This is a genomic window from Kitasatospora sp. NPDC087271 (assembly GCF_044744605.1).
In the GTDB taxonomy this organism is placed as follows: Bacteria; Actinomycetota; Actinomycetes; order Streptomycetales; family Streptomycetaceae; genus Kitasatospora.
In genome coordinates this window covers 168,308-186,933 of the sequence record NZ_JBIUYQ010000013.1, presented here as the reverse complement: position 1 = coordinate 186,933, position 18,626 = coordinate 168,308, and the positions used below count along the sequence as shown (strand labels likewise).

Sequence of the window (18,626 nt, the reverse complement as noted above, 5' to 3'; positions counted from 1 at the left end):
TGCTCTACAGTTCCGACCGGAACTGGAGCCGTTCTGCCAGATCAAGCCACTGTTTTGCCTGATGATCGATCCAACGATCGATCAGTGGCTGAGGTGGGGCGGGTGGGACTCGAACCCACGACCAAGGGATTATGAGTCCCCTGCTCTAACCGGCTGAGCTACCGCCCCGGTTCGCCGCGTGCGCCGGTCGTCGACCACGGCAGCAGCAGACGGCCCCGAAAGGACGTCCCGCGCAGCATAGCCGGTCGATCACCCGTGGTGCGCGCCGGGGGCGCGCACGGGTGCGCACAGGCGTGCGCCTGTCCTGATTGCGCAGTTCGGGTGGCGCCCGGACGGCCGCACGGGCAGCCTGGACGGATGACGACACGTGGGACGGGAGCCGCGGCCGGGGCGCTCGCGGTGCTGCTGGCCGCGGCGGGCTGCACCACCTCCGCCGGGCCCGGCGGGGGCGCGCCGACGGTCAGCTCGGCTCCGGCCACCCGCTCCGCCCGTCCCTCCGGATCCGCCTCGGCCTCCGGCGGCGGCCACGGCTGGAGCCGACAACGGCTCAGGGGCGCCGTCTCCAGGCACACCGGAGTCACCCGCACCGCCAGGCCCACCGTGCTCAACGGCCTGGTCGGCGCCGTCTTCACCCGCAACGCGGACGGCGACCACTTCTGCACCGCCAGCGTCGTCGACAGCGCCGGGCTCAACCTCATCGTCACCGCCGCGCACTGCGTCTGGGACCCCCAACTCGGCCAGCGCAGCGACCTCGTCTTCGTCCCCGGCTACCGTAACGGCGACACCCCCAGCGGTGTCTGGCCGCTGATCGCCGTCACCGTCGACGACGGCTGGAAGGACCACGCCGACCCGGACGTGGACGTCGCCTTCGCCGTCGTCCAGGCCCAGAACGGGCAGCAGGTGCAGCAGGTGCTCGGCGCCAACAAGCTGGGCGTCGGCCTCGGCTACCAGCTGCCCGTGCGGATCACCGGCTACCCCGGCACCAGCGACGTCCCGATCACCTGCGCCAACAACACCACCGAGCAGAGCTCCACCCAGCTGCGGATCGACTGCCCCGACTACACCGGCGGCACCAGCGGCAGCCCCTGGGTGACCGACTTCGACCCGAGCACCAGGACCGGCACCGTGGTCGGCGTGATCGGCGGCTACCAGCAGGGCGGCGACAGCCCGGACACCTCGTACAGCAGCTACTTCGGCGACCGCGTCCAGGCGCTCTACGACCGGGCCACCGGCTGACCGGAGGGGCGGCGGTGGCGCCGCCGGGCACGGCCTGATAGATCTTCCTCTCGAACGGCGGAACGCACGGACCCGGTGCCCGCCCCGAGGAACGAGACGGAGCCCCGATGGCCCCCCGCCCGGCACGGCCCCCGCGCGCCGCACGGACGGTCGCGCTGGCGGCCCTGCTGCTCGCCGCCGGAACCGCGTGCGACGGGGGCGAGCAGGACCAGGCACCCGCCGCCGAGGTCGCGCAGCAGAGCAGCACCCGCGACCGGATCGGCACCCTCTCGGTCCGCACCGCGCAGGGCCCCCGGGCCTGCACGGCGAGCGTCGTCCGCAGCCCCAGGCACAACCTGCTGGTCACCGCCGCGCACTGCGTGCAGAACCGCCGGATCGGCCTGCTGGACGGCCTGGTGTTCACCCCCGGCTACCGCAACGGCTTCATCCCGTACGGCAGTTGGCCGGTGAAGTCGATCACCGTCGACCCGCGCTGGGCGGACGACGACGACCCCGAGTACGACGTGGCCTTCGTCACCGTGGGCACGGTCGGCGGCAAGCAGGTCGAGGACGCCGTCGGCGGCAACCCGATCGCCACCGGCCAGGGCTTCGGGCTCGCCGTCTCGGTGACCGGCTACCCGAACGAACGCGACGAGCCGATCACCTGCGCGGCCAGGACCCGCTCGCAGAGCCCGACCCAGGAACGCTTCGACTGCGACGGCTACACCGACGGCACCAGCGGCAGCCCGTGGGTGACGGACAGCGGCGCGGTCGTGGGCGTGATCGGTGGCTACCAGGAGGGCGGCGAGACGGCCGGCACCTCCTACAGCGTCACCTTCGACCAGCGGGTCTCCGCGCTCTACCGGGAGGCGACCGCCTGAACCCGGGTGGCGGCCACCCGGGCCCGGGAGGCGGCCGTCCGAGCTCCGGAGGCGGCCGCCCGAGCCGCCCGGCCGTCGCGAGGTGACGAAGGCAACACGAAGGCCCCCCGGTCATCCGAGGGGCCTTCGCTCTGAGCAGTCACCGGGCGGACCCGATGAAGCTCCCGCATTTGGACTCGAACCAAAAACCTGCCGGTTAACAGCCGGCTGCTCTGCCAATTGAGCTATGCGGGATCGCGGTACCGAACTGCCGTACCGCGGACGGGAGGAGGGCTCTTGCAAGACCTCTCCCGAGCTCCCCCAATTGGACTCGAACCAATAACCTGCCGATTAACAGTCGGCTGCTCTGCCAATTGAGCTATGGGGGATCGGCTTCCGCCTCGGCCCCCGGTTCCCCGGGCTCCTCGGCGCTCGCTGCGGGACATACATTAGCGCACTCGGGGGGGTGGTCCGCCAATCGCTTTCGCCGGACCGCCCCCGGGGCTCCCGCGCGGCCTCCCACCCGGCGTGCCCGGCGCGCGCCCCGCACGGCCCCCGGGGATGCTGGGGGGCATGGACGGTTCGCCGTCCCGACGGACGGGTAGGGCAATGCGGCAGAAGGCCGCCAGGAGAGGGTGGATCCGATCATGTGGAAGCTGTCGTTGGCCGCGGGGTTCGCGGCCGGCTACGTCCTGGGCTCCCGGGCCGGGCGCCGGCGCTACGACCAGATCACGAAGGTCACCCGGCAGATCGCCCAGAACCCCACGGTGCAGGGCGCCGCCGACCGGGCCAGGCAGCAGGCCGGCGCGGTCGCCGGGAAGGCCGCCGGCGCCGTCGCGGACAAGGTCGGCGACCGGCTGCCGAACGCCGTCACCGACCGGGTGCCGTACTTCAACCGCTCCCGGGCCGAGGACGACGGCTGGGGTACCTTCCGCCCGTGACGGGACGGTGACGCCAGGGTGTACCAGGGCCCTGCGTCGAGTCCCGAACGGGCAACACCTCACCCGGCCCGGACGCGTCCAGGGCCGGGCTGAGGCATGATCTCGGCATGGCCATCGTCGCGGGGATAGACAGCTCGACCAACCGCACCCGGATCGTCGCGTGCGACGCCGACACCGGCGCCGTCCTGCGCTCCGGCAAGGCGCCGCACCCCGTCCCCGAGGACCCGGACACCCGTCCCGGCGAGGCCGACCCGCAGCTGTGGCTGCACTCGCTCGGCGACGCCGCCGCCGGCGGCCTGCTGGAGGGCGTCCGGGCCATCGGCGTCAGCGCGCAGCAGCACGGCATGATCGGCCTGGACGCGGGCGGGGTGCTGGTCCGGCCGGCGATCCTCTGGAACGACCCGCGCTCCGGCGGCGCCGCCGCCAAGCTGCTGGACGCGCTCGGCGGCCCGGCCGCCTGGACCGCCGCGATCGGCGCCGTCCCCAGCCCGACCTACACCATCGCCAAGCTGCGCTGGCTGGCCGAGTTCGAGCCGGCCAACGCCCGCCGGGTGGCCGAGGTGCTGCTCCCGCACGACTGGCTGGTCTGGCAGCTCCTCGGCCACCCCAGGCGCCGCACCACCGACCGGGGCGACGCCTCCGGCACCGGCTACTGGTCCCCGATCACCGGCGAGTACCGGCAGGACCTGGTCGAGCTGGCGCTCGGCCACGAGCTGCGGCTGCCCGAGGTGCTCGACCCCGCCGAACCCGCCGGGCACACCCCCGAGGGCCTGCTGATCTCGGCCGGCACCGGCGACAACATGGCCGCCGCGCTCGGCCTCGGGCTGCGCCCCGGCGACGCGGTGGTCTCGCTCGGCAGCGCCGGAACGATCTTCGCCGTGCACGACCAGGCCGTGGTGGACGCCACCGGGCTGATCTCCTCCTTCGCCGACGCCGCCGGCCGCCACCTCCCGATGGTCGCCACCCTCAACGCCGCCCAGGTGCTCCGCGCCACCGCCGCCATGCTCGGCCGGGACCTGGACGGCCTGAGCGACCTCGCCCTGCACTCCTCCCCCGGCGCGTACGGGCTGGTGCTCCTCCCCTACCTGGACGGCGAGCGGACGCCTGCCCTCCCGCACGCAGCCGGCACCCTGACCGGCCTGCGGGCCGAGTCGATGACACCGCAGCACCTGGCCCGGGCCGCCGTCGAGGGCATGCTGTGCAACATCGCGGACGCCCTCGACGTGCTGCGCGCCCAGGGTGTCGCGGTGCGGCGGGTGTTCCTGCTCGGCGCGGCCGGGCGGCTGCCCGCCGTCCGGCACATCGCCCCGCCGCTGTTCGGCGTCCCGGTCGTGGTGCCGCCGCCGGGCGCCCACGCCGCCCGCGGGGCCGCCCGGCAGGCCGCCTGGGCACTGGCCGGCACCCCGGAGCCGCCGGAGTGGGAGCTGCCGGACGCCGAGACCGTCGAGCCGGACGGGGAGCAGGACCTGGCGATCGGGTCGGCGGTGCGCCAGCAGTACCGCGCCGCCCGCGAACAGATCCACCCGGAGACGGCGGCCTGACCCCGGCTGCGGCGGCCTCGCCGGCCGGGGACGGCGGCGCCCCCCGGCCCCGGCCGGTGAAGATGCGTCACCCGGCGGCCGGTGGCAGCGTGGGACGGGACACGGCCACCGGCTCGAAGGGCGGCAGGACTCCATGGCGCTGCACAAGGGGGCCGGCAACGACCGCCGGCTGAGCATCGGCCCGCTCGTGGGCGCCGCCGACCCGCTGGGCTCGATGAAGCTGGCACCGCCGCTGCACCGGCTCGGCGAGGGGCCCATCGCAGCCGACACCGCGTACCAGCTGATCCACGACGAGCTGATGCTGGACGGCAACGCCCGGCTCAACCTGGCGACCTTCGTCACCACCTCGATGGAGACGCAGGCCACCCGGCTGATGACCGAGTGCCTGGACAAGAACATGATCGACAAGGACGAGTACCCGCAGACCGCCGAACTGGAGCGGCGCTGCGTGGCGATCCTCGCCGACCTCTGGCACGCCCCCGACCCGGACGCCGCGGTCGGCTGCTCCACCACCGGCTCCAGCGAGGCCTGCATGCTGGCCGGCATGGCGCTCAAGCGCCGCTGGATGCGCCGCAACGCCGAGCGCTACGCGGCCGGGGCCCGACCCAACCTGGTGATGGGCGTCAACGTGCAGGTGTGCTGGGAGAAGTTCTGCACCTTCTGGGAGGTCGAGGCCCGCACCGCGCCCATGGAGGGCGAGCGCTTCCACCTCGACGCCGAGCACGCGGTCGCGCTGTGCGACGAGGACACCATCGGCGTGGTCGGCATCCTCGGTTCCACCTTCGACGGCTCCTACGAGCCGATCGCGGAGATCTGCGCGGCCCTGGACGACCTCCAGCAACGCACCGGCCTCGACGTCCCGGTGCACGTGGACGGCGCCTCCGGCGGCATGGTGGCGCCCTTCCTCGACCCCCAGGTGGTCTGGGACTTCCGGCTCCCCCGGGTCGCCTCGATCAACAGCTCCGGGCACAAGTACGGCCTGGTCTACCCCGGAGTCGGCTGGGCCCTGTGGCGCGACCAGGAGGCTCTGCCGGAGGAACTGGTCTTCCGGGTCAACTACCTCGGCGGCGAGATGCCGACCTTCGCGCTCAACTTCTCCCGCCCCGGCGCCGAGGTCGTCGCGCAGTACTACGTCTTCCTGCGGCTCGGCCGGGACGGCTTCCGGGCCGTCCAGGGCGCCTGCCGCGAGGTCGCCATCCACCTGTCCGAAGCGATCGGGCAGTTGGGCGGCTTCCGGCTGCTGACCCGCGGCGACCAGTTGCCGGTCTTCGCCCTCACCACCGCCGACGACGAGCCGTTCGACGTGTTCGACGTCTCGCGGCGGCTGCGCGAACGCGGCTGGCAGGTGCCCGCGTACACCTTCCCCGCGAACCGGACGGACCTGTCGGTGCTCCGGGTGGTCTGCCGCAACGGCTTCTCGCTGGACCTCGCCGACCTGCTGCTGGCCGACCTCTCCCGGCTGCTGCCGGAGCTGCGGCGCCAGCCCGGCCCGCTCAAGGAGCTGGGGGTGCCGGCCCGGTCGGGCTTCCACCACTAGGCGTGCGTCCACCGGGGCGTGAACGCGGTGGGACGTGAACGCGGTAGGGCGTGATCACGGTGGGGAGGGCGCGGCGAAGCGCCCTCCCCACCGTGCGTCCCGGACGAACCGGGGCAGCCTCCCCCCGCGAGGCTGCCCCGGCCGGTGGGGGAATCGGGACGTGCTGCCGGAGCGGGGACCGGTGACCGGTCCGCGTCCGAACGACGCCGTCGGGCGGCGAACCGCGCCGACCAGAGAACTGTGCACGACGGACACGTGCACATGCGAGCGTTCCCGGGGGTTGTGAGACACTTCCGTCCGTCTCAGCGCCATGACCTGGGGTTTGGGACGCCGGACCGATGGGTTTGGAGAAGCGGAGACACCCGGACGGCCCCGGCCGGAGCCCGTTCCGCGCTCCCCGTCCCCCGTTCCCGTCTCGCACCGTTGGAAGGCCCCATGGGTTCCGCCTGGAAGAACCTGCCCGAAGAGCTGTCCGGACCCGCCCGGCTCCTGGCCGAGGAGCTCCGGGCCATCAAGGACGCCGCCGGACTCTCGCTGTCCGAGCTGGCCGCCCGGACGCACTACAGCCGGGCCTCCTGGGAGCGCTGGCTGAACGGCAAGCGGGTCATCACCGGGCAGGCGCTGGAGGCGCTGACCGGGGCGGTGGACTGCGACGGGCCGGCCCTGCGGGCGCTGTGGGAGCGGGCCGTGGCGGGGCCCGAGGAGGACGGCGGGCCCGCCGCCCCGGAGGAACCCGCCGCGCAGGCGGCCCCCGAGCAGGCCCCGGCGGCACAGCCCCCGACGGACCGGACCGGCGGGCCCGCCGCCTCCGACGCACCTGCCGCCTCCGACGTGACCGACGTGCTCGACCTGACCGCCGCACCCGGCGAGCCCGGCGGCACCGTGCCGGCACCCGTGGCGTGGTGGCGGCGCCCGGCAACGCTGCTGACCGGCGCCGCCCTGCTGGTGGCCCTGCTGGTGCTGGTCGGCCTGCGGGCCACCCGGCACCAGGAGCAGCCGCAGACCGTCGCCGAGCCCGTCCCGACCGCCACCGCGGCCAAGCCCGTCCCGGGCGCTCCCGTCTGCCAGGCCGTCGGCTGCGCGCACAAGGACCCCAAGGCCACCGGCTGCGGCAAGGACGCCCGGACCCTGCAGACCGACGTCATCGGCAAGGTCGTCGTCTACCTCCGGTACAGCCAGACCTGCCAGGCGGCCTGGGCGGCGATCACCGAGGGCGAGCCGAACGACTACGCGACCATCACCGACGGCTCCGGCCAGAGCGAGACGGCGCTCATCCACTGGGGCTACGACAACTACTCGTCGATGCTGGACGCGGCCGACCCGGCCGTCACCTTCCAGGTCTGCGGGTACCAGCCGGCCGGGCACGTCTGCACCTCGCCCGTCTCCGGCCTGGCCGCCGTGGTGGCCTCCACCCCGATCCCGATCGGCCCCGCCTCGCCGCCCCCGGGCACCGGCCCGGACGCGGCGGCCACCGACCCGCCGTCCCCGGCACAACCGACCGCCGCAGAGCCGACCGCCGCGCAGCCCGCCAGCGCACAGCCCTCCCCTGGCCGGTCCTAGCCGATCCCGGTGGGCCGCTCAGTCGAGATACCCGCGCAGCTGCGCCGCGAAGGCGTGGTCGCGGAGCTTGATCAGTGTCTTCGACTCGATCTGGCGGATCCGCTCCCTGGTCACGCCGAACACCGCGCCGATCTCCTCCAGCGTGCGCGGGCGGCCGTCGTCCAGCCCGTAGCGGAGCTGGACGACCTGGCGCTCCCGCTCGCCCAGGGTGGCCAGGACCGCGTCCAGGTGCTGGCGCAGCAGCAGGAAGGTGGCGGACTCCGCGGGTGAGGCGGCGTCGGCGTCCTCGATCAGGTCGCCGAGCGCGACGTCGTCCTCCTCGCCGACCGGGGTGTGCAGCGAGATCGGCTCCTGGGCCAGCCGGAGCAGTTCGCGCACCCGTTCCTCGGTCAGCTCCAGGGCGGCGGCGATCCCGGCCGGAGTCGGTTCCAGCCCGCGCTCCTGCAGCAGGGCGCGCTGCACCCGGATCACCCGGTTGATCAGCTCGACCACGTGCACCGGCACCCGGATCGTCCGGGCCTGGTCGGCCAGCGCCCGGCTCATCGCCTGCCGGATCCACCAGGTCGCGTACGTGGAGAACTTGTAGCCGCGGGCGTAGTCGAACTTCTCCACCGCCCGGATCAGGCCCAGGTTGCCCTCCTGGATCAGGTCCAGCAGGGTCAGTCCGCGGCCGACGTAGCGTTTGGCGACGGACACCACCAGCCGCAGGTTCGCCTCGATCAGCCGGCGTTTGGCGATCCGGCCGCGCACCACCAGGGTGTCCAGTTCGCGGGCCAGCGGGTCGGGCGGCGGGGGGTCACCGTTCAGCCGTTCCTCGGCGAACAGGCCGACCTCGACCCGGCGGGCCAGCTCCACCTCCTCGGCGGCGGTGAGCAGGCGGACCCGGCCGATCTCGCGCAGGTACTGGCGGAGCAGGTCCGGCGCCGGGCCGGCGTCGCCCTCGGCCGGCGGGCGGGGCTCCTCCTCGTCCCCGTCGTCGGGCTCCGGGTCCTCTGCGTCGGGCTCCGGACCCTCTGCGTCGGGGTCCGTCTCCGGGGCCTCGGGGTGACCCTCCGGCACGCCTCGGGCGCCGTCCGGGGACGCGGCCCCGGCCCGGCCGTGGTCCGTCTCCCGTTCCCCGGGCGGTGCGGCACTCAGCGCGCCGGGCGGTGCGGCGGTCGGGCTGGAGGTCGGTGCGGCGGTCGGGCTGGCGGTCGCGGCGAAGCCTCGGTCCACGGGCATCCCTCGGGGCGGGCGCGACTCTGGCGGACCCGCGCTGAACGGAGGTGGGACGCCCTCCAGTGTGCGGTACGCCACACTCCGTGGCCGAGACTCGTGCGCCGACTTTCTGGGCCGCTCCCACGGCCCCGCCGCACTCCTACAGCCCCGCCGCGCCCTGGCTGCGGAGCTGCTGACCGTACTGCTGGAGCTGCCACAGCTCGGTCTGCACCGCGTGCTGCTGCTCGGCGTCGGCCCGGTGGCCGAGCCGCTGGAGGTAGCCGCGGACCTCGGCGATCCGCCGGTCCACCGCCAGCAGGCGCAGCTTGACCAGGAACTCCCCGGCGTAGACCGCGTCCACCTTCCGGCGGGAGCGCACCGGCTCGACGGTCAGCTCGGTGACCAGCGAGCGCACCTGGTCGTCCGGGGCCGCCTCGCGCACCGCGCTGGTGAAGTCGGGCAACGTCGCCCCGTACGCGGCGCCGCCGGCCTTGGCGATGGCCTGCCGGACGGCGGTGTACGGCAGGGTGGGGAACTCGTCCTCGCCGTAGTGGTCGAAGGCCGGGCTGACCAGGTCCGGGTGCTGGAGCGCCAGCTTGAGCAGCTCCCGCTCGACGAACTGGGCCGGGTCGCGCGGGTTGAGCCGGAAGGCGGGCTGCGCCGGGCGCACCGGCGCGGGCTCGACGCGGCGTCCGCGGTCGGCGCCCCGGGGGTTCTGCTGGCGCTCGCGGTCCCAGCGGGCCAGCTGGGAGACCCGGCGGACGACGAAGGGCTCGTCCAGGATGCCGAGCATGCCGGCCAGGCGGACGGCGTACTCGTGCTGGATCGAGCGGTCCTTGATCTTGGCGACGATCGGGGCCGCCTCCTCCAGGGCCGCCGACCGCCCCTCCGGCGTCTCCACCCGGTGCTTGGACACCGCCGAGACCAGCGCGAACTCGAACAGCGGGACGGGGTTGTCGATCAGCTGCTTGACCGCCTCGTCGCCCTGGGCCAGGCGCAGCTCGCACGGGTCCATGCCGCCCGGGCTGACCGCGATGGAGGTCTTGGCGGCGAACTTCTGGTCGTCCTCGAAGGCCCGCAGGGCGGCCTTCTGACCGGCCGCGTCGCCGTCGAAGGTGAAGACCGTCTCGCCGCGGTACTGCGAGGTGTCCATCAGCAGCCGACGGATGATCTTGATGTGGTCCTCGGCGAAGGCCGTACCGCAGGTGGCCACCGCCGAGGTGACCCCCGCCAGGTGGCAGGCCATCACGTCGGTGTAGCCCTCGACCACGACCGCGCGGCCCGACTTGGCGATCTCCTTCTTCGCCAGGTCGATGCCGTACAGCACGTGCGACTTCTTGTAGATCGGCGTCTCGGGGGTGTTCAGGTACTTCGGGCCGTTGTCGTCCTCGCGCAGGCGGCGGGCGCCGAAGCCGACCACCTCGCCCGCGATGTCCCGGATCGGCCAGACCAGCCGGCCCCGGAAGCGGTCGATCAGGCCGCCGCGCTGGCCCTGCGAGGCCAGGCCGCCGAGCAGGATCTCCTTGTCGGTGAAGCCCTTGCCACGCAGGTAGCGGACCAGGTGCTCCCAGCCCACCGGGGCGTAGCCGACGCCGAAGGTCTTCGCGGCCTCCTCGTCGAAGCCGCGCTCGGCCAGGAAGCGGCGGCCGATCTCCGCCTCCGCCGAGGCCAGCTGCTCCCGGTAGTAGGCGGCGGCCACCTTGTGCGCCTCGACCAGGCGGGTCCGCTCGCCCTGCTGGTGGCGGGGGCTGTAGCCGCCCTCCTCGTAGCGCAGGGTGATGCCGGCCTGGGCGGCCATCCGCTCGACGGCCTCGGCGAAGGTGAAGTGCTCGATCTTCATCAGGAAGGCGATGGTGTCGCCGTTCTCCTGGCAGCCGAAGCAGTGGAAGACGCCCTTGGCCGGGTTCACGTAGAACGAGGCGGACTTCTCGTCGTGGAAGGGGCAGACGCCCTTGTACTCGCCGCCGCCACCGTTGGTGAGCTGAACGTAGTCGCCGACCACGGCGTCGATCGGCAGTGCGCTGCGCACCACTTGTACGTCTTCGTCCCTGATCCGCCCGGCCACCCCGGAAGTCTACTGGGGTGGCCGGGGTTTCCCGGCGGTCCGGTCGCGCCGGGACCGGCCCGCCGCGCGCGGTCGGGCGCCGGGCGGTTGCGCCTGGGCGGTCGGACGCCGGGCGCCGGGGCCGCGGGCGGTCAGGCCCAGGCGGCGCCGACGAGCCTGGCGTGCAGGGCGAGGGCGGAGGCGTCGGTGAGGGTGGCGATCTGGTCGATGACCGCGCGCAGGGCGGCCCGGTCGTCCTCGGCCTCGCGGTAGAGCGCGCCGAACACCGGGTCCAGGCCCTCGGGGGCGCGCTGGGTGAGCACGTACGCCAGCTCGGCGATCACGATCCGCTGGCGGGCCCGCAGCTGGGCCTGCTCGTCGCGCTGCATCACGAAGCGGACGGCGACCGCCTTGAGCACCGCGACCTCCAGCCGAACGCCCCGCGGCACCACCAGCTCGGCCGTGTACCGGGTGAGCCGGCCGGGGCCGTAGCGGGCCCGGGTGGCCTGCTCGGCGGCCAGGCAGAAGCGGCCGATCAGCTGGCTGGTGAGGTCCTTCAGCCCGGCCCGGGCGCGGGCCGTGCCGTCGTACTCCTGGGGCCACCGGTCCTGGGCGAGCAGCCGGTCGAGGGCGGCGGCCAGCTCCTCCGGCTCGGCGTCCGGGGCGTAGCGCTCGGCGACCTTGAAGAGTTCGGCCCGCTCGCTCGGCGCCCGCAGCGCGGCCGGGTCGATGTGGCCGGCCTGGAGGCCGTCCTCGACGTCGTGGGTCGAGTACGCGACGTCGTCGGACCAGTCCATGACGGTGGCCTCGAAGCACTTGCGCCCGGCCGGGGAGCCGGCCCGCAGCCAGCGGAACACCGGCAGGTCGTCGGCGTAGACGCCGTACTTGGGCGAGGCCGGGTCGGTGGGGTGGGCACCGCGCGTCCACGGGTACTTGGTGGCGGCGTCGAGGGCGGCGCGGGTCAGGTTGAGGCCGACGCTGCGGCCGGGCCAGGGGGCGAGCCGAGCGGCGGGGTGCTCACCCTCCGGGGCGAAGCGCTTGGGTTCGAGCCGGGTGAGGATGCGCAGCGACTGCGCGTTGCCCTCGAAGCCGCCGCAGGCCTCGGCGGCCTGGTCGAGCGCTTCCTCGCCGGTGTGGCCGAACGGCGGGTGGCCGATGTCGTGGGCCAGGCAGCCGGCCTCCACGAGGTCCGGGTCGCAGCCCAGGGCGGCGCCCAACTCCCGCCCCACCTGGGCGCATTCGAGGGAGTGGGTGAGCCGGGTGCGGGGGAAGTCGCTGCGCATCGGGGCGACCACCTGGGTGGTGCCGGCCAGCCGCCGCAGCGCCGCCGAGTGCAGCACCCGGGCACGGTCGCGCTGGAACGCCGTGCGGCCGGGGCGCTTGTCCGGTTCGGGGACCCAGCGGGCCTCGGCGGCGTGGTCGTACGGGAGCGGGGCGGCGGCGAGGCGGTGCGCGGTGTCATCCATATGCCCCTCACGGTACGCCGCGCCCCCGACAGCCGGGGTGTGCCGCGCACGAAGGGGCGTGGGCCGGAGCGTGAATCCTGCGGTACGCGCTGATGTCCGCCCCGGCCCCGGTGACGCGCCGGTGACCGCCCCGACCCGCGGTGCGCCGCCTGCGGTCCGGCCCCGGCCTCCGGCCTCAGCCGCGGACGGCCTTGAGGACGACGGCGGCCACCGCCTCCTGCCCCTTGGCGTTGGGGTGGATCGCCGCCAGGCCCGGGGCCGGGAAGGGCGGTTCGACCCAGCGGGTGGCCTCGCCCGCGCACATGTCGTGCCCGGCCGAGGGGGCGGCCGCGTCCACGAACACCGCGCCCGCGCCCGCCGCCCGCCGCTTGAGCATGCTGTTGAGCTGCTGCTCCTTCTCCGAGAGGAAGCCCAGGTCCCCGGCCGCGACCGCCTTGCCCAGCACCGACCGGCAGCTCGCCGGGTCGGCCGGGAGCAACGTCGGGTACCCGATCACGTAGACCCGGGCCTGCGGGGAGCGGTGCTTGATGTCCTGCAGGATCCTGCCGAGTTGCTCACCGGCCGCGTCGACCTTGCGCTGCACCTCGTCCGTCCCGCCGGAGGCGTAGTGATCGCGGCAGGGCGAGGAGGCGCGGGTGGCGCCGACGATGCCCTTCACCGCGTCCACCAGGTTCTCCTTGGCGCACTCCTTGACGACCTCCATGAAGCCCGCGTCGTTGCCGCCGATGCCGACCGTCACCAGGCGGGTGGCCGAGGTCAGCGCGTCCAGCTGGGGCGGGTTGGTGCCGTGGTCGGTCTCCTGGGCGCCGGTCAGATCCCCGGTGCGGGCGCCGCTGCAACTGACGTCCTGGAACTGGCCGGCCGGCAGCCCGAGCCCCTTCGCCACCAGGGACGGGTAGTTGACCCCCGAGCGGGAGCAGCCCTTCGGCTCGCCCACCTGCGGGGCGATCTTCAGGCCGGCGGTGTACGAGTCGCCGAGGGCCACGTACGGGCCGTTCGGCGGCGGCGTGGACTTGACGTTCTTGGCGGGCAGCGCGCCCGCGAAGCCCTCCGTCCCGCCGTCCGGGGCGGTGCACCCGGCGAGCAGCAGCGCGGCAAGCCCGGCCGTCAGGGCGACGGCCGGGCGGATGGTCCTGGACATGGTCGTGGGCATGGCATCCCCCCGGGGGATAGGCGTCACGGGCAGCTCCGTACGGCGGCGCGTCCCCCGACGCCGCCACCACCAACGAACGGAGCCCGCGAATGACTCCCATGGCTCCCGGCTGCCGCAGACCCGGCCGGTTCCCGCCCCTACGGGGCCGATTCCGCGCCGGACCGACTCCCGGCCCGGACCTGTTCCGCGCCGGGCCTACTCCGCGCCGCGCTCGTGCTCGGCCAGGAACTGCTCGAAGCGCCGCCCCAGCTCGTCCGCCGACGGCAGGTCCACCGGCTCGGCCAGCAGGCTCTCCCGACCCTCCGCCCCCGCCACCGCGTCGTACTGGCCCTCCATGCCGCGGATCGCCGAGCGCAACTCGCCGTCCCCGTGCGCCAGCTGCTCCTCGATGTCGGCGTACACCTCGCCGACCCGCTCGCGCAGCCGGGTGCCCGGCAACACCAGGCCGGTCGCGGACTGCACCGCCTCCAGGATCAGCACGGCGGCCGCCGGGTACTCCGAGCGTGCCACGTAGTGCGGGACGTGCACGGCGAAGCCCAGCACGTCGTGCCCGGCCTCGGCCAGGCGGTACTCCAGCAGCGCCTGGGCGCTGCCCGGGACCTGCGCCTGCTCGAACCACTGCGGGTAGCCGGCCGCCAGGTCGAGCCGGTTGCCGTGCGGGGTCAGGCCGACCGGGCGGGTGTGCGGCACGCCCATCGGGATGCCGTGGAAGTCCACCGCCAGCCGGACCTCGAAGCGCTCCACCAGCTCGCGGACGGCGCCGGCGAAGCGCTCCCACTCGACGTCCGGCTCGGGGCCGGTGAGCAGCAGGAACGGCGCGCCGGCGCCGTCGCGGACGAGCTGGAGCAGGATCTCCGGCGGCTCGTAGGACGCCCACTGGTCCCGGTCGAAGACCATCGCCGGGCGGCGCGCCCGGTAGTCGACCAGGCGGTCGTGGTCGAAACGGGCCACCACCTGCGGCGAGCCCGTCTCCAGCAGGTGGGCCACCACCTGGCCGCCGGCCTCGCCGGCGTCCATGAAGCCCTCGAAGTGCTGGAGCAGCACGAGGCCCGCACCGGTGTCGCGCAGCTCCGCGGTGGCCGCGGCCACCGCGGCCACGCCCTGCTGATCCAGCTCGTACAGCGCCTGGAAGTCACGCACCGCGCACCCAACCCCGTTCTCTACTCGTCACGACGTACCGGCTTCTCGTCCTCTCCAGCGTGCCGGGCGCCGCCGGAATTCCCGACCCGCCCGGCGGCGGGTCCGGCGGCCTCTCCGGACCGCTCCGGACCATGATCGCACCCGGGTGGAAAGCCCCTGGTCACGGGTGTTCAACGGCCCGTCCGGGGGCGGGTCGCAGCGGCCCGCACCGCCATTCGCGTGCCGGGAAGTGACGCACCGCCTTCTGGCGGGTATCGTCCTCTCGCTGCCTCGCATCGTCGCGTCGTCGTCACGTCGTCCCGTAACGCCGTCGGCCACGTCCCGGACCGGTGCTCGGCCAGCCCACACGACGCATCTTGCCTTCATCTGGCCGCCTGTTTCCTTCGCGCTCCCGTTTCCTCATCGGCCATCTCGCGGACGCACACTGTCCCCTCGCTCATCCCCGCCGGACCGGTCCGTGGACCCGAGTCCGTTCCGGCACCGCGCTGCCCGCCTCCGGGCCGCCGCCCCCGCCCCGCCCGACCGGCTCTCCGGCGTGCGCGGGTACCGGCGGGCGTGCTCCGGGGCCGGGGCGACTGTCCCTGCCTCCCGAGCCGTACCCCGGCACGGTAGGCACCCTCCGACCGATGAAGGACCGAAGGTTCCGTGCCCGTACCTGTCATCCTCACCGGCCGCACCGTGCGGCTGGAGCCCCTCGCCGCGCACCATGCCTCGGCCATCGCCGAGGCCGGCGCCGAGGACCGTACGACCTACGCCTTCACGCCCGTCCCGCACGGCCTCGAAGCGGCCCGCGACTACATCGCGCGCGCCCTCGCCGACCAGGCCGCGGGCCGGTCGCTGCCGTTCGCGACGGTGAACGTGGCGGACGGCCGGGTCGTCGGCTCCACCCGATTCCTGGAACTCGACTACTGGCGGGGGCCGATGGTCTGGCCACCGGTGCCCGGGGTGCCGTTCGGCGACCCGGCCACGGCCGTCCCGGACGCCGCCGAGATCGGCAACACCTGGCTCTCGCCGCGCGCCCAGGGCACCGGCATCAACACCGAGGCCAAGCTGCTGATGCTGCGCCACGCCTTCGAGACCTGGGGGGTGCAGCGGATCTCGCTGCGCGCCGACGCCCGCAACCAGCGCTCGCGCACCGCCATCGAGCGGCTCGGCGCCACCTCCGAGGGCGTCCGCCGGGCCCACTCGCGCGGGCTCGACGGGGTGGTGCGCTCGACCGCGTTCTACTCGATCCTCGACGACGAGTGGCCCGCGGTACGGGACATCATCGAGCTGCGGATCGCCGCCGCCACCTCGCCCAGCGCCCCGGATCCGGCGATCAACCAGGAGTGCCTTAGACACGGCGGCGGTCCCGGGCACCTGATCACGGCCTGAAACGGTCCGAAGGGGGCTACGGCCGCCACCCGTAGCCCCTGGCGGCCAGGCCGAGGACCCGTGCGAGGAGCTCCGGATCGGCAGCTCCCCGGAAGCGGTCGGGGTGCGCCTCGGCCAGCGCCGACCCGGGTCGCCAGCCGCCGCGCACCGGGGTGACCCGGACGCTCCAGATCTCGAAGCCGGTCCAGCTGCGGTGCAGGCGCAGCACGCCCTCGGCGGTGTGGGACACCCACTTGTCCTCCATCTCCCGGGGGCGCAGCCCGGCCCGGATCCGCTGCCACTCCTCGTCCGTCCAGACCACGTCCGGCACCGGGCAGGCGCGGGGCAGCAGCATGGGCTTCAGGCGGCCCTCCCTCTCCGGGGCGGGCCGGACGCCGCCCGGCTCGGGGAACGCCCACCCGGGCAGCAGCATGGGCTTCAGGCGGCCGGGTCCTCGGCGTACGCCGCCCCCAGCGGGGCGACCCGCATCGCGGCACCGTTGCCGTACGAGCCCCGGCCGTCGAAGAGTTCGGCCGCCAGGGCCTTCGCGTCACCGCCCTCCCGGACCAGCCGCAGCATCCGGTTGGCGGCCGGACCGTACCCGCGGTCGAAGTCGTGGCGCCGGGCGAAGGCGTGGGTGAGGTCGAAGGTGTCGATCGTGCCGCGTTCGGTGTGCGCGGCGTACACCGAGCACGCCATCTCGGTGTCGTCGGTCCACGGCCAGGGGCCGGGCGGGTCGGTGCGGGCGGCGAAATGGGCGGCGGCGGTGGCCGGGACGAAGAGCTGTGCACCGTAGGCATCGCCTACCGAAAGGCCGTTGAGCGCGTCGAGCGCGGGGCCGGTGGGTGGAGTCGTCATATGGCCCTCAGCTCAGTGGTTCGACCGGCGCTCCGTCAACCTCATTCTCGTGGGCTCCCCCGACGAGCGATGTTTCGCATACATCCGATCATGGTGGGCAGCACCCGGGGCATGACCCGCGTGAACCCGCTCGACCCCGTCGTGCTGCTCGGCGCCGACCAGCAGCACATCGTCACCCGGGCGCAACTGCGCCGGCTCGGCGTGCCGTCCGGCACCATCGCCCACCGGCTACGCCCCGACGGGCCCTGGCAACAGGTGCTGCCCCGGGTGATCTGCCTGCGGTCCGGCCGATTGACGGCGCATCAACGACTGCGCGCCGCGCTGGCGTACGCGAGCCCCAAGGGGCGGGCGCCGCAGGCCGGGGAGGTGCTGCTGACCGGGGACGCGGTGCTGGCCGACGCGGGGCTGCCGAGCGCCGGACACCCGGCCGACCTGTCCCGGATCGACGTCCTGATTCCCGCCCAACGCCGGGTCCGCGACCGCGAGTTCGTCCGGATCCACCGGTCGGCCGGGCCGCTGCCGGGCGGCTTCGAGCGGGACGACGGGCTGTGGAGCGCCACCGTCGCCCGGGCGCTGGCCGACCTCGCGCCGGGCGAGACCGGGCAGCACCGGTTCCGGGCGCTGTGCGCGGAGGCCGTCCAGCGGCGGCACTGCGAACTCGGCGAGCTGCTGGACCACTTGCTGGCCCGGCCGGGCGCGCTCGGACTGCCGCAGGTGGCCCGGGTGGTGGAGGACCTCACCGCCGGAGTGCGGTCGGTGGTGGAGGGCGAGGCCCGCGAACTCCTCGCGCACGCGGGCCTGCCCGAGCCGCTGTGGAACCCGGTGCTCTTCCTGGACGGCCGCTTCCTCGCCGTCCCGGACGCCTACTGGCCGCACGCCTGCGTGGCGTTGGAGATCGACTCCCGCGCCTGGCACCTGCGCCCCGCCGACCACGAACGCGGCCCGGCCCGCGCCAACCGGCTGACCGCCGTCGGGCTCCCCGTGGTCCGCACCACCCCGGTCCGGCTCCGGCGCGACCCCGTCCCGGTGTTCCACGAGCTGACCGCCCTCCTCACCACCGGCCCGCACGGCCCCCACCGCCGGATCAGCTGGCGCCGGGCCCGGTGAGGGGTGCGGGGTGTCACGCGGCTCGGGGTGTCAGCAGCGCGGATCGATCTCCTGGAAGGTCCCGTAGTGGTCCGGCGACCAGTACTGCTCGCCGGAGCCGCCGGTGACCACGCGGCGGGTGCCGCGGTCGTTGGAGCCCGGGGTGACCACGGTGAACTCGTGGTAGTAGCCGCCGGACTTCTTCGGCAGGCGGCTCTCGCGGTTCTCGAAGACGATGCCGTCGCGGTTGTACGGGTACGGGCCGTTCTTGGCGATCAGGCCGAGGGTGTCCTGGGCCTGGCTGGGGAGCTTGCTGCGGCAGACGTCGGCGAGCGCCGGGTCGGCGGGCACCCAGGTGCCGCTCGGGGCAGGGGTGCCGCCGGCGGGCGGGGACGGCTTGGGGGCCGAGGACTTGGGGGCCGAGCCGCCCGCCGAGGTGGCGGTGGAGCTCGCGGCGGCCTTGGGGTGGCTGCTGCCACCCTTGCCGGCGAGCAGGTACCCGATGCCGGCGACGAGGGCCAGGATCAGGACGGCCACGACGACGAGCGGGCTTTTACGTCTGGTCATGCGCCCCAGCTTCGCAGGCCCGCGGGCGCCGCCCGGCCAGCTACACACGTGGCCGCCGCCACATCCGGCCGACCGGGGACGGACGGCCGGGCACAGACGGACGGCCGG

The 18,626-nt window shown here is 74.4% G+C and carries 15 protein-coding genes, 3 tRNA genes and 1 pseudogene; 8 read left to right on the top strand and 11 right to left on the bottom strand.

Annotated elements, in window-relative coordinates; translation table 11 throughout:
• Nucleotides 1-94: 94 nt before the first annotated feature.
• Nucleotides 95-168: transfer RNA gene (locus ACIO9K_RS22760), tRNA-Ile, on the bottom strand.
• 189 nt (nucleotides 169-357) lie between these two features.
• Here ACIO9K_RS22760 and ACIO9K_RS22755 point away from each other — a divergent pair.
• On the top strand, nucleotides 358-1,236 hold the full coding sequence (locus ACIO9K_RS22755; protein WP_400332437.1) for a trypsin-like serine peptidase: 879 nt from the start codon (nucleotides 358-360) through the stop codon (nucleotides 1,234-1,236).
• Between the two features lie 107 nt (nucleotides 1,237-1,343).
• A complete protein-coding gene (locus tag ACIO9K_RS22750; protein ID WP_363620338.1) occupies nucleotides 1,344-2,096 on the top strand; it encodes a trypsin-like peptidase domain-containing protein in 753 nt (250 codons plus the stop codon).
• A 161-nt stretch (nucleotides 2,097-2,257) separates the two neighbouring features.
• Here the strand turns inward: ACIO9K_RS22750 and ACIO9K_RS22745 are convergent.
• Nucleotides 2,258-2,330: transfer RNA gene (locus tag ACIO9K_RS22745), tRNA-Asn, on the bottom strand.
• 61 nt (nucleotides 2,331-2,391) lie between these two features.
• Nucleotides 2,392-2,464 (bottom strand) — tRNA-Asn (locus ACIO9K_RS22740).
• Nucleotides 2,465-2,710: 246 nt separating this feature from the next.
• Between ACIO9K_RS22740 and ACIO9K_RS22735 the strand changes: the two genes are divergently transcribed.
• From ACIO9K_RS22735 to ACIO9K_RS22720, 4 genes are all read left to right on the top strand, one after another.
• Nucleotides 2,711-3,016, top strand: a complete 306-nt coding sequence (locus ACIO9K_RS22735) for a hypothetical protein (protein ID WP_350878155.1) — start codon at nucleotides 2,711-2,713, stop codon at nucleotides 3,014-3,016.
• Between the two features lie 107 nt (nucleotides 3,017-3,123).
• Nucleotides 3,124-4,557, top strand: a complete 1,434-nt coding sequence (locus tag ACIO9K_RS22730; RefSeq protein WP_363586322.1) for an FGGY family carbohydrate kinase — start codon at nucleotides 3,124-3,126, stop codon at nucleotides 4,555-4,557.
• Between the two features lie 133 nt (nucleotides 4,558-4,690).
• Nucleotides 4,691-6,094: a glutamate decarboxylase gene (locus tag ACIO9K_RS22725; protein ID WP_363586323.1), complete on the top strand. Its 1,404-nt coding sequence runs from the start codon at nucleotides 4,691-4,693 to the stop codon at nucleotides 6,092-6,094.
• A 435-nt stretch (nucleotides 6,095-6,529) separates the two neighbouring features.
• Nucleotides 6,530-7,654, top strand: coding sequence for a DUF2690 domain-containing protein (locus tag ACIO9K_RS22720; RefSeq protein WP_400332431.1), 1,125 nt, complete (start codon nucleotides 6,530-6,532; stop codon nucleotides 7,652-7,654).
• 18 nt (nucleotides 7,655-7,672) lie between these two features.
• On the opposite strand, the gene ACIO9K_RS22715 is transcribed toward ACIO9K_RS22720, so the two are convergent.
• The 5 genes from ACIO9K_RS22715 to ACIO9K_RS22695 all read right to left on the bottom strand — a co-directional run bounded on the left by ACIO9K_RS22715 (nucleotide 7,673) and on the right by ACIO9K_RS22695 (nucleotide 14,654).
• Entirely contained in the window at nucleotides 7,673-8,875 is a 1,203-nt protein-coding gene (locus ACIO9K_RS22715; protein ID WP_400332428.1) for an RNA polymerase sigma factor, read from the bottom strand.
• Nucleotides 8,876-9,011: 136 nt separating this feature from the next.
• Nucleotides 9,012-10,916 carry a DNA primase gene (dnaG, locus tag ACIO9K_RS22710; protein ID WP_400332425.1) on the bottom strand — a complete coding sequence of 635 codons (1,905 nt, stop codon included), beginning with the start codon at nucleotides 10,914-10,916 and terminating at the stop codon, nucleotides 9,012-9,014.
• A 131-nt stretch (nucleotides 10,917-11,047) separates the two neighbouring features.
• The gene (locus ACIO9K_RS22705; RefSeq protein ID WP_363620334.1) at nucleotides 11,048-12,361 is read right to left on the bottom strand and encodes a deoxyguanosinetriphosphate triphosphohydrolase; all 1,314 of its coding nucleotides are present in this window, start codon (nucleotides 12,359-12,361) and stop codon (nucleotides 11,048-11,050) included.
• 175 nt (nucleotides 12,362-12,536) lie between these two features.
• Entirely contained in the window at nucleotides 12,537-13,502 is a 966-nt protein-coding gene (locus ACIO9K_RS22700) for an SGNH/GDSL hydrolase family protein (RefSeq protein ID WP_400332422.1), read from the bottom strand.
• A 207-nt stretch (nucleotides 13,503-13,709) separates the two neighbouring features.
• Nucleotides 13,710-14,654: a PAC2 family protein gene (locus ACIO9K_RS22695; RefSeq protein WP_363586327.1), complete on the bottom strand. Its 945-nt coding sequence runs from the start codon at nucleotides 14,652-14,654 to the stop codon at nucleotides 13,710-13,712.
• A gap of 645 nt (nucleotides 14,655-15,299) precedes the next feature.
• Here ACIO9K_RS22695 and ACIO9K_RS22690 point away from each other — a divergent pair.
• Nucleotides 15,300-16,028 carry a GNAT family protein gene (locus tag ACIO9K_RS22690; protein WP_363586328.1) on the top strand — a complete coding sequence of 243 codons (729 nt, stop codon included), beginning with the start codon at nucleotides 15,300-15,302 and terminating at the stop codon, nucleotides 16,026-16,028.
• Nucleotides 16,029-16,044: 16 nt separating this feature from the next.
• Here the strand turns inward: ACIO9K_RS22690 and ACIO9K_RS22685 are convergent, their stop codons facing one another.
• Together ACIO9K_RS22685 and ACIO9K_RS22680 are read right to left on the bottom strand one after the other, a co-directional pair.
• Nucleotides 16,045-16,440 (bottom strand): hypothetical protein, encoded by a 396-nt coding sequence (locus tag ACIO9K_RS22685; RefSeq protein ID WP_400332419.1) that lies wholly within the window; start codon nucleotides 16,438-16,440, stop codon nucleotides 16,045-16,047.
• Between the two features lie 14 nt (nucleotides 16,441-16,454).
• Nucleotides 16,455-16,865, bottom strand: a pseudogene (locus ACIO9K_RS22680) (ADP-ribosylglycohydrolase family protein); the annotation flags it as partial.
• Between the two features lie 90 nt (nucleotides 16,866-16,955).
• Here ACIO9K_RS22680 and ACIO9K_RS22675 point away from each other — a divergent pair.
• Nucleotides 16,956-17,972 (top strand): hypothetical protein, encoded by a 1,017-nt coding sequence (locus ACIO9K_RS22675; protein ID WP_400332416.1) that lies wholly within the window; start codon nucleotides 16,956-16,958, stop codon nucleotides 17,970-17,972.
• A gap of 30 nt (nucleotides 17,973-18,002) precedes the next feature.
• Here ACIO9K_RS22675 and ACIO9K_RS22670 read toward each other — a convergent pair whose 3' ends face one another.
• Nucleotides 18,003-18,518 carry a ribonuclease gene (locus ACIO9K_RS22670; RefSeq protein ID WP_400332413.1) on the bottom strand — a complete coding sequence of 172 codons (516 nt, stop codon included), beginning with the start codon at nucleotides 18,516-18,518 and terminating at the stop codon, nucleotides 18,003-18,005.
• Nucleotides 18,519-18,626: the final 108 nt, after the last annotated feature.

What these genes read in the sequence shown, in the direction of transcription:
- ACIO9K_RS22750 (WP_363620338.1), top strand. Translation starts at nt 1,344, where the DNA reads ATGGCCCCCCGCCCGGCACGGCCCCCGCGCGCCGCACGGACGGTCGCG.
- ACIO9K_RS22700 (WP_400332422.1), bottom strand. Translation starts at nt 13,502, where the DNA reads ATGTCCAGGACCATCCGCCCGGCCGTCGCCCTGACGGCCGGGCTTGCC.
- ACIO9K_RS22720 (WP_400332431.1), top strand. Translation starts at nt 6,530, where the DNA reads ATGGGTTCCGCCTGGAAGAACCTGCCCGAAGAGCTGTCCGGACCCGCC.
- ACIO9K_RS22725 (WP_363586323.1), top strand. Translation starts at nt 4,691, where the DNA reads ATGGCGCTGCACAAGGGGGCCGGCAACGACCGCCGGCTGAGCATCGGC.
- ACIO9K_RS22670 (WP_400332413.1), bottom strand. Translation starts at nt 18,518, where the DNA reads ATGACCAGACGTAAAAGCCCGCTCGTCGTCGTGGCCGTCCTGATCCTG.
- ACIO9K_RS22685 (WP_400332419.1), bottom strand. Translation starts at nt 16,440, where the DNA reads ATGCTGCTGCCCGGGTGGGCGTTCCCCGAGCCGGGCGGCGTCCGGCCC.
- ACIO9K_RS22705 (WP_363620334.1), bottom strand. Translation starts at nt 12,361, where the DNA reads ATGGATGACACCGCGCACCGCCTCGCCGCCGCCCCGCTCCCGTACGAC.
- ACIO9K_RS22675 (WP_400332416.1), top strand. Translation starts at nt 16,956, where the DNA reads ATGGTGGGCAGCACCCGGGGCATGACCCGCGTGAACCCGCTCGACCCC.
- ACIO9K_RS22755 (WP_400332437.1), top strand. Translation starts at nt 358, where the DNA reads ATGACGACACGTGGGACGGGAGCCGCGGCCGGGGCGCTCGCGGTGCTG.
- ACIO9K_RS22715 (WP_400332428.1), bottom strand. Translation starts at nt 8,875, where the DNA reads ATGCCCGTGGACCGAGGCTTCGCCGCGACCGCCAGCCCGACCGCCGCA.
- ACIO9K_RS22730 (WP_363586322.1), top strand. Translation starts at nt 3,124, where the DNA reads ATGGCCATCGTCGCGGGGATAGACAGCTCGACCAACCGCACCCGGATC.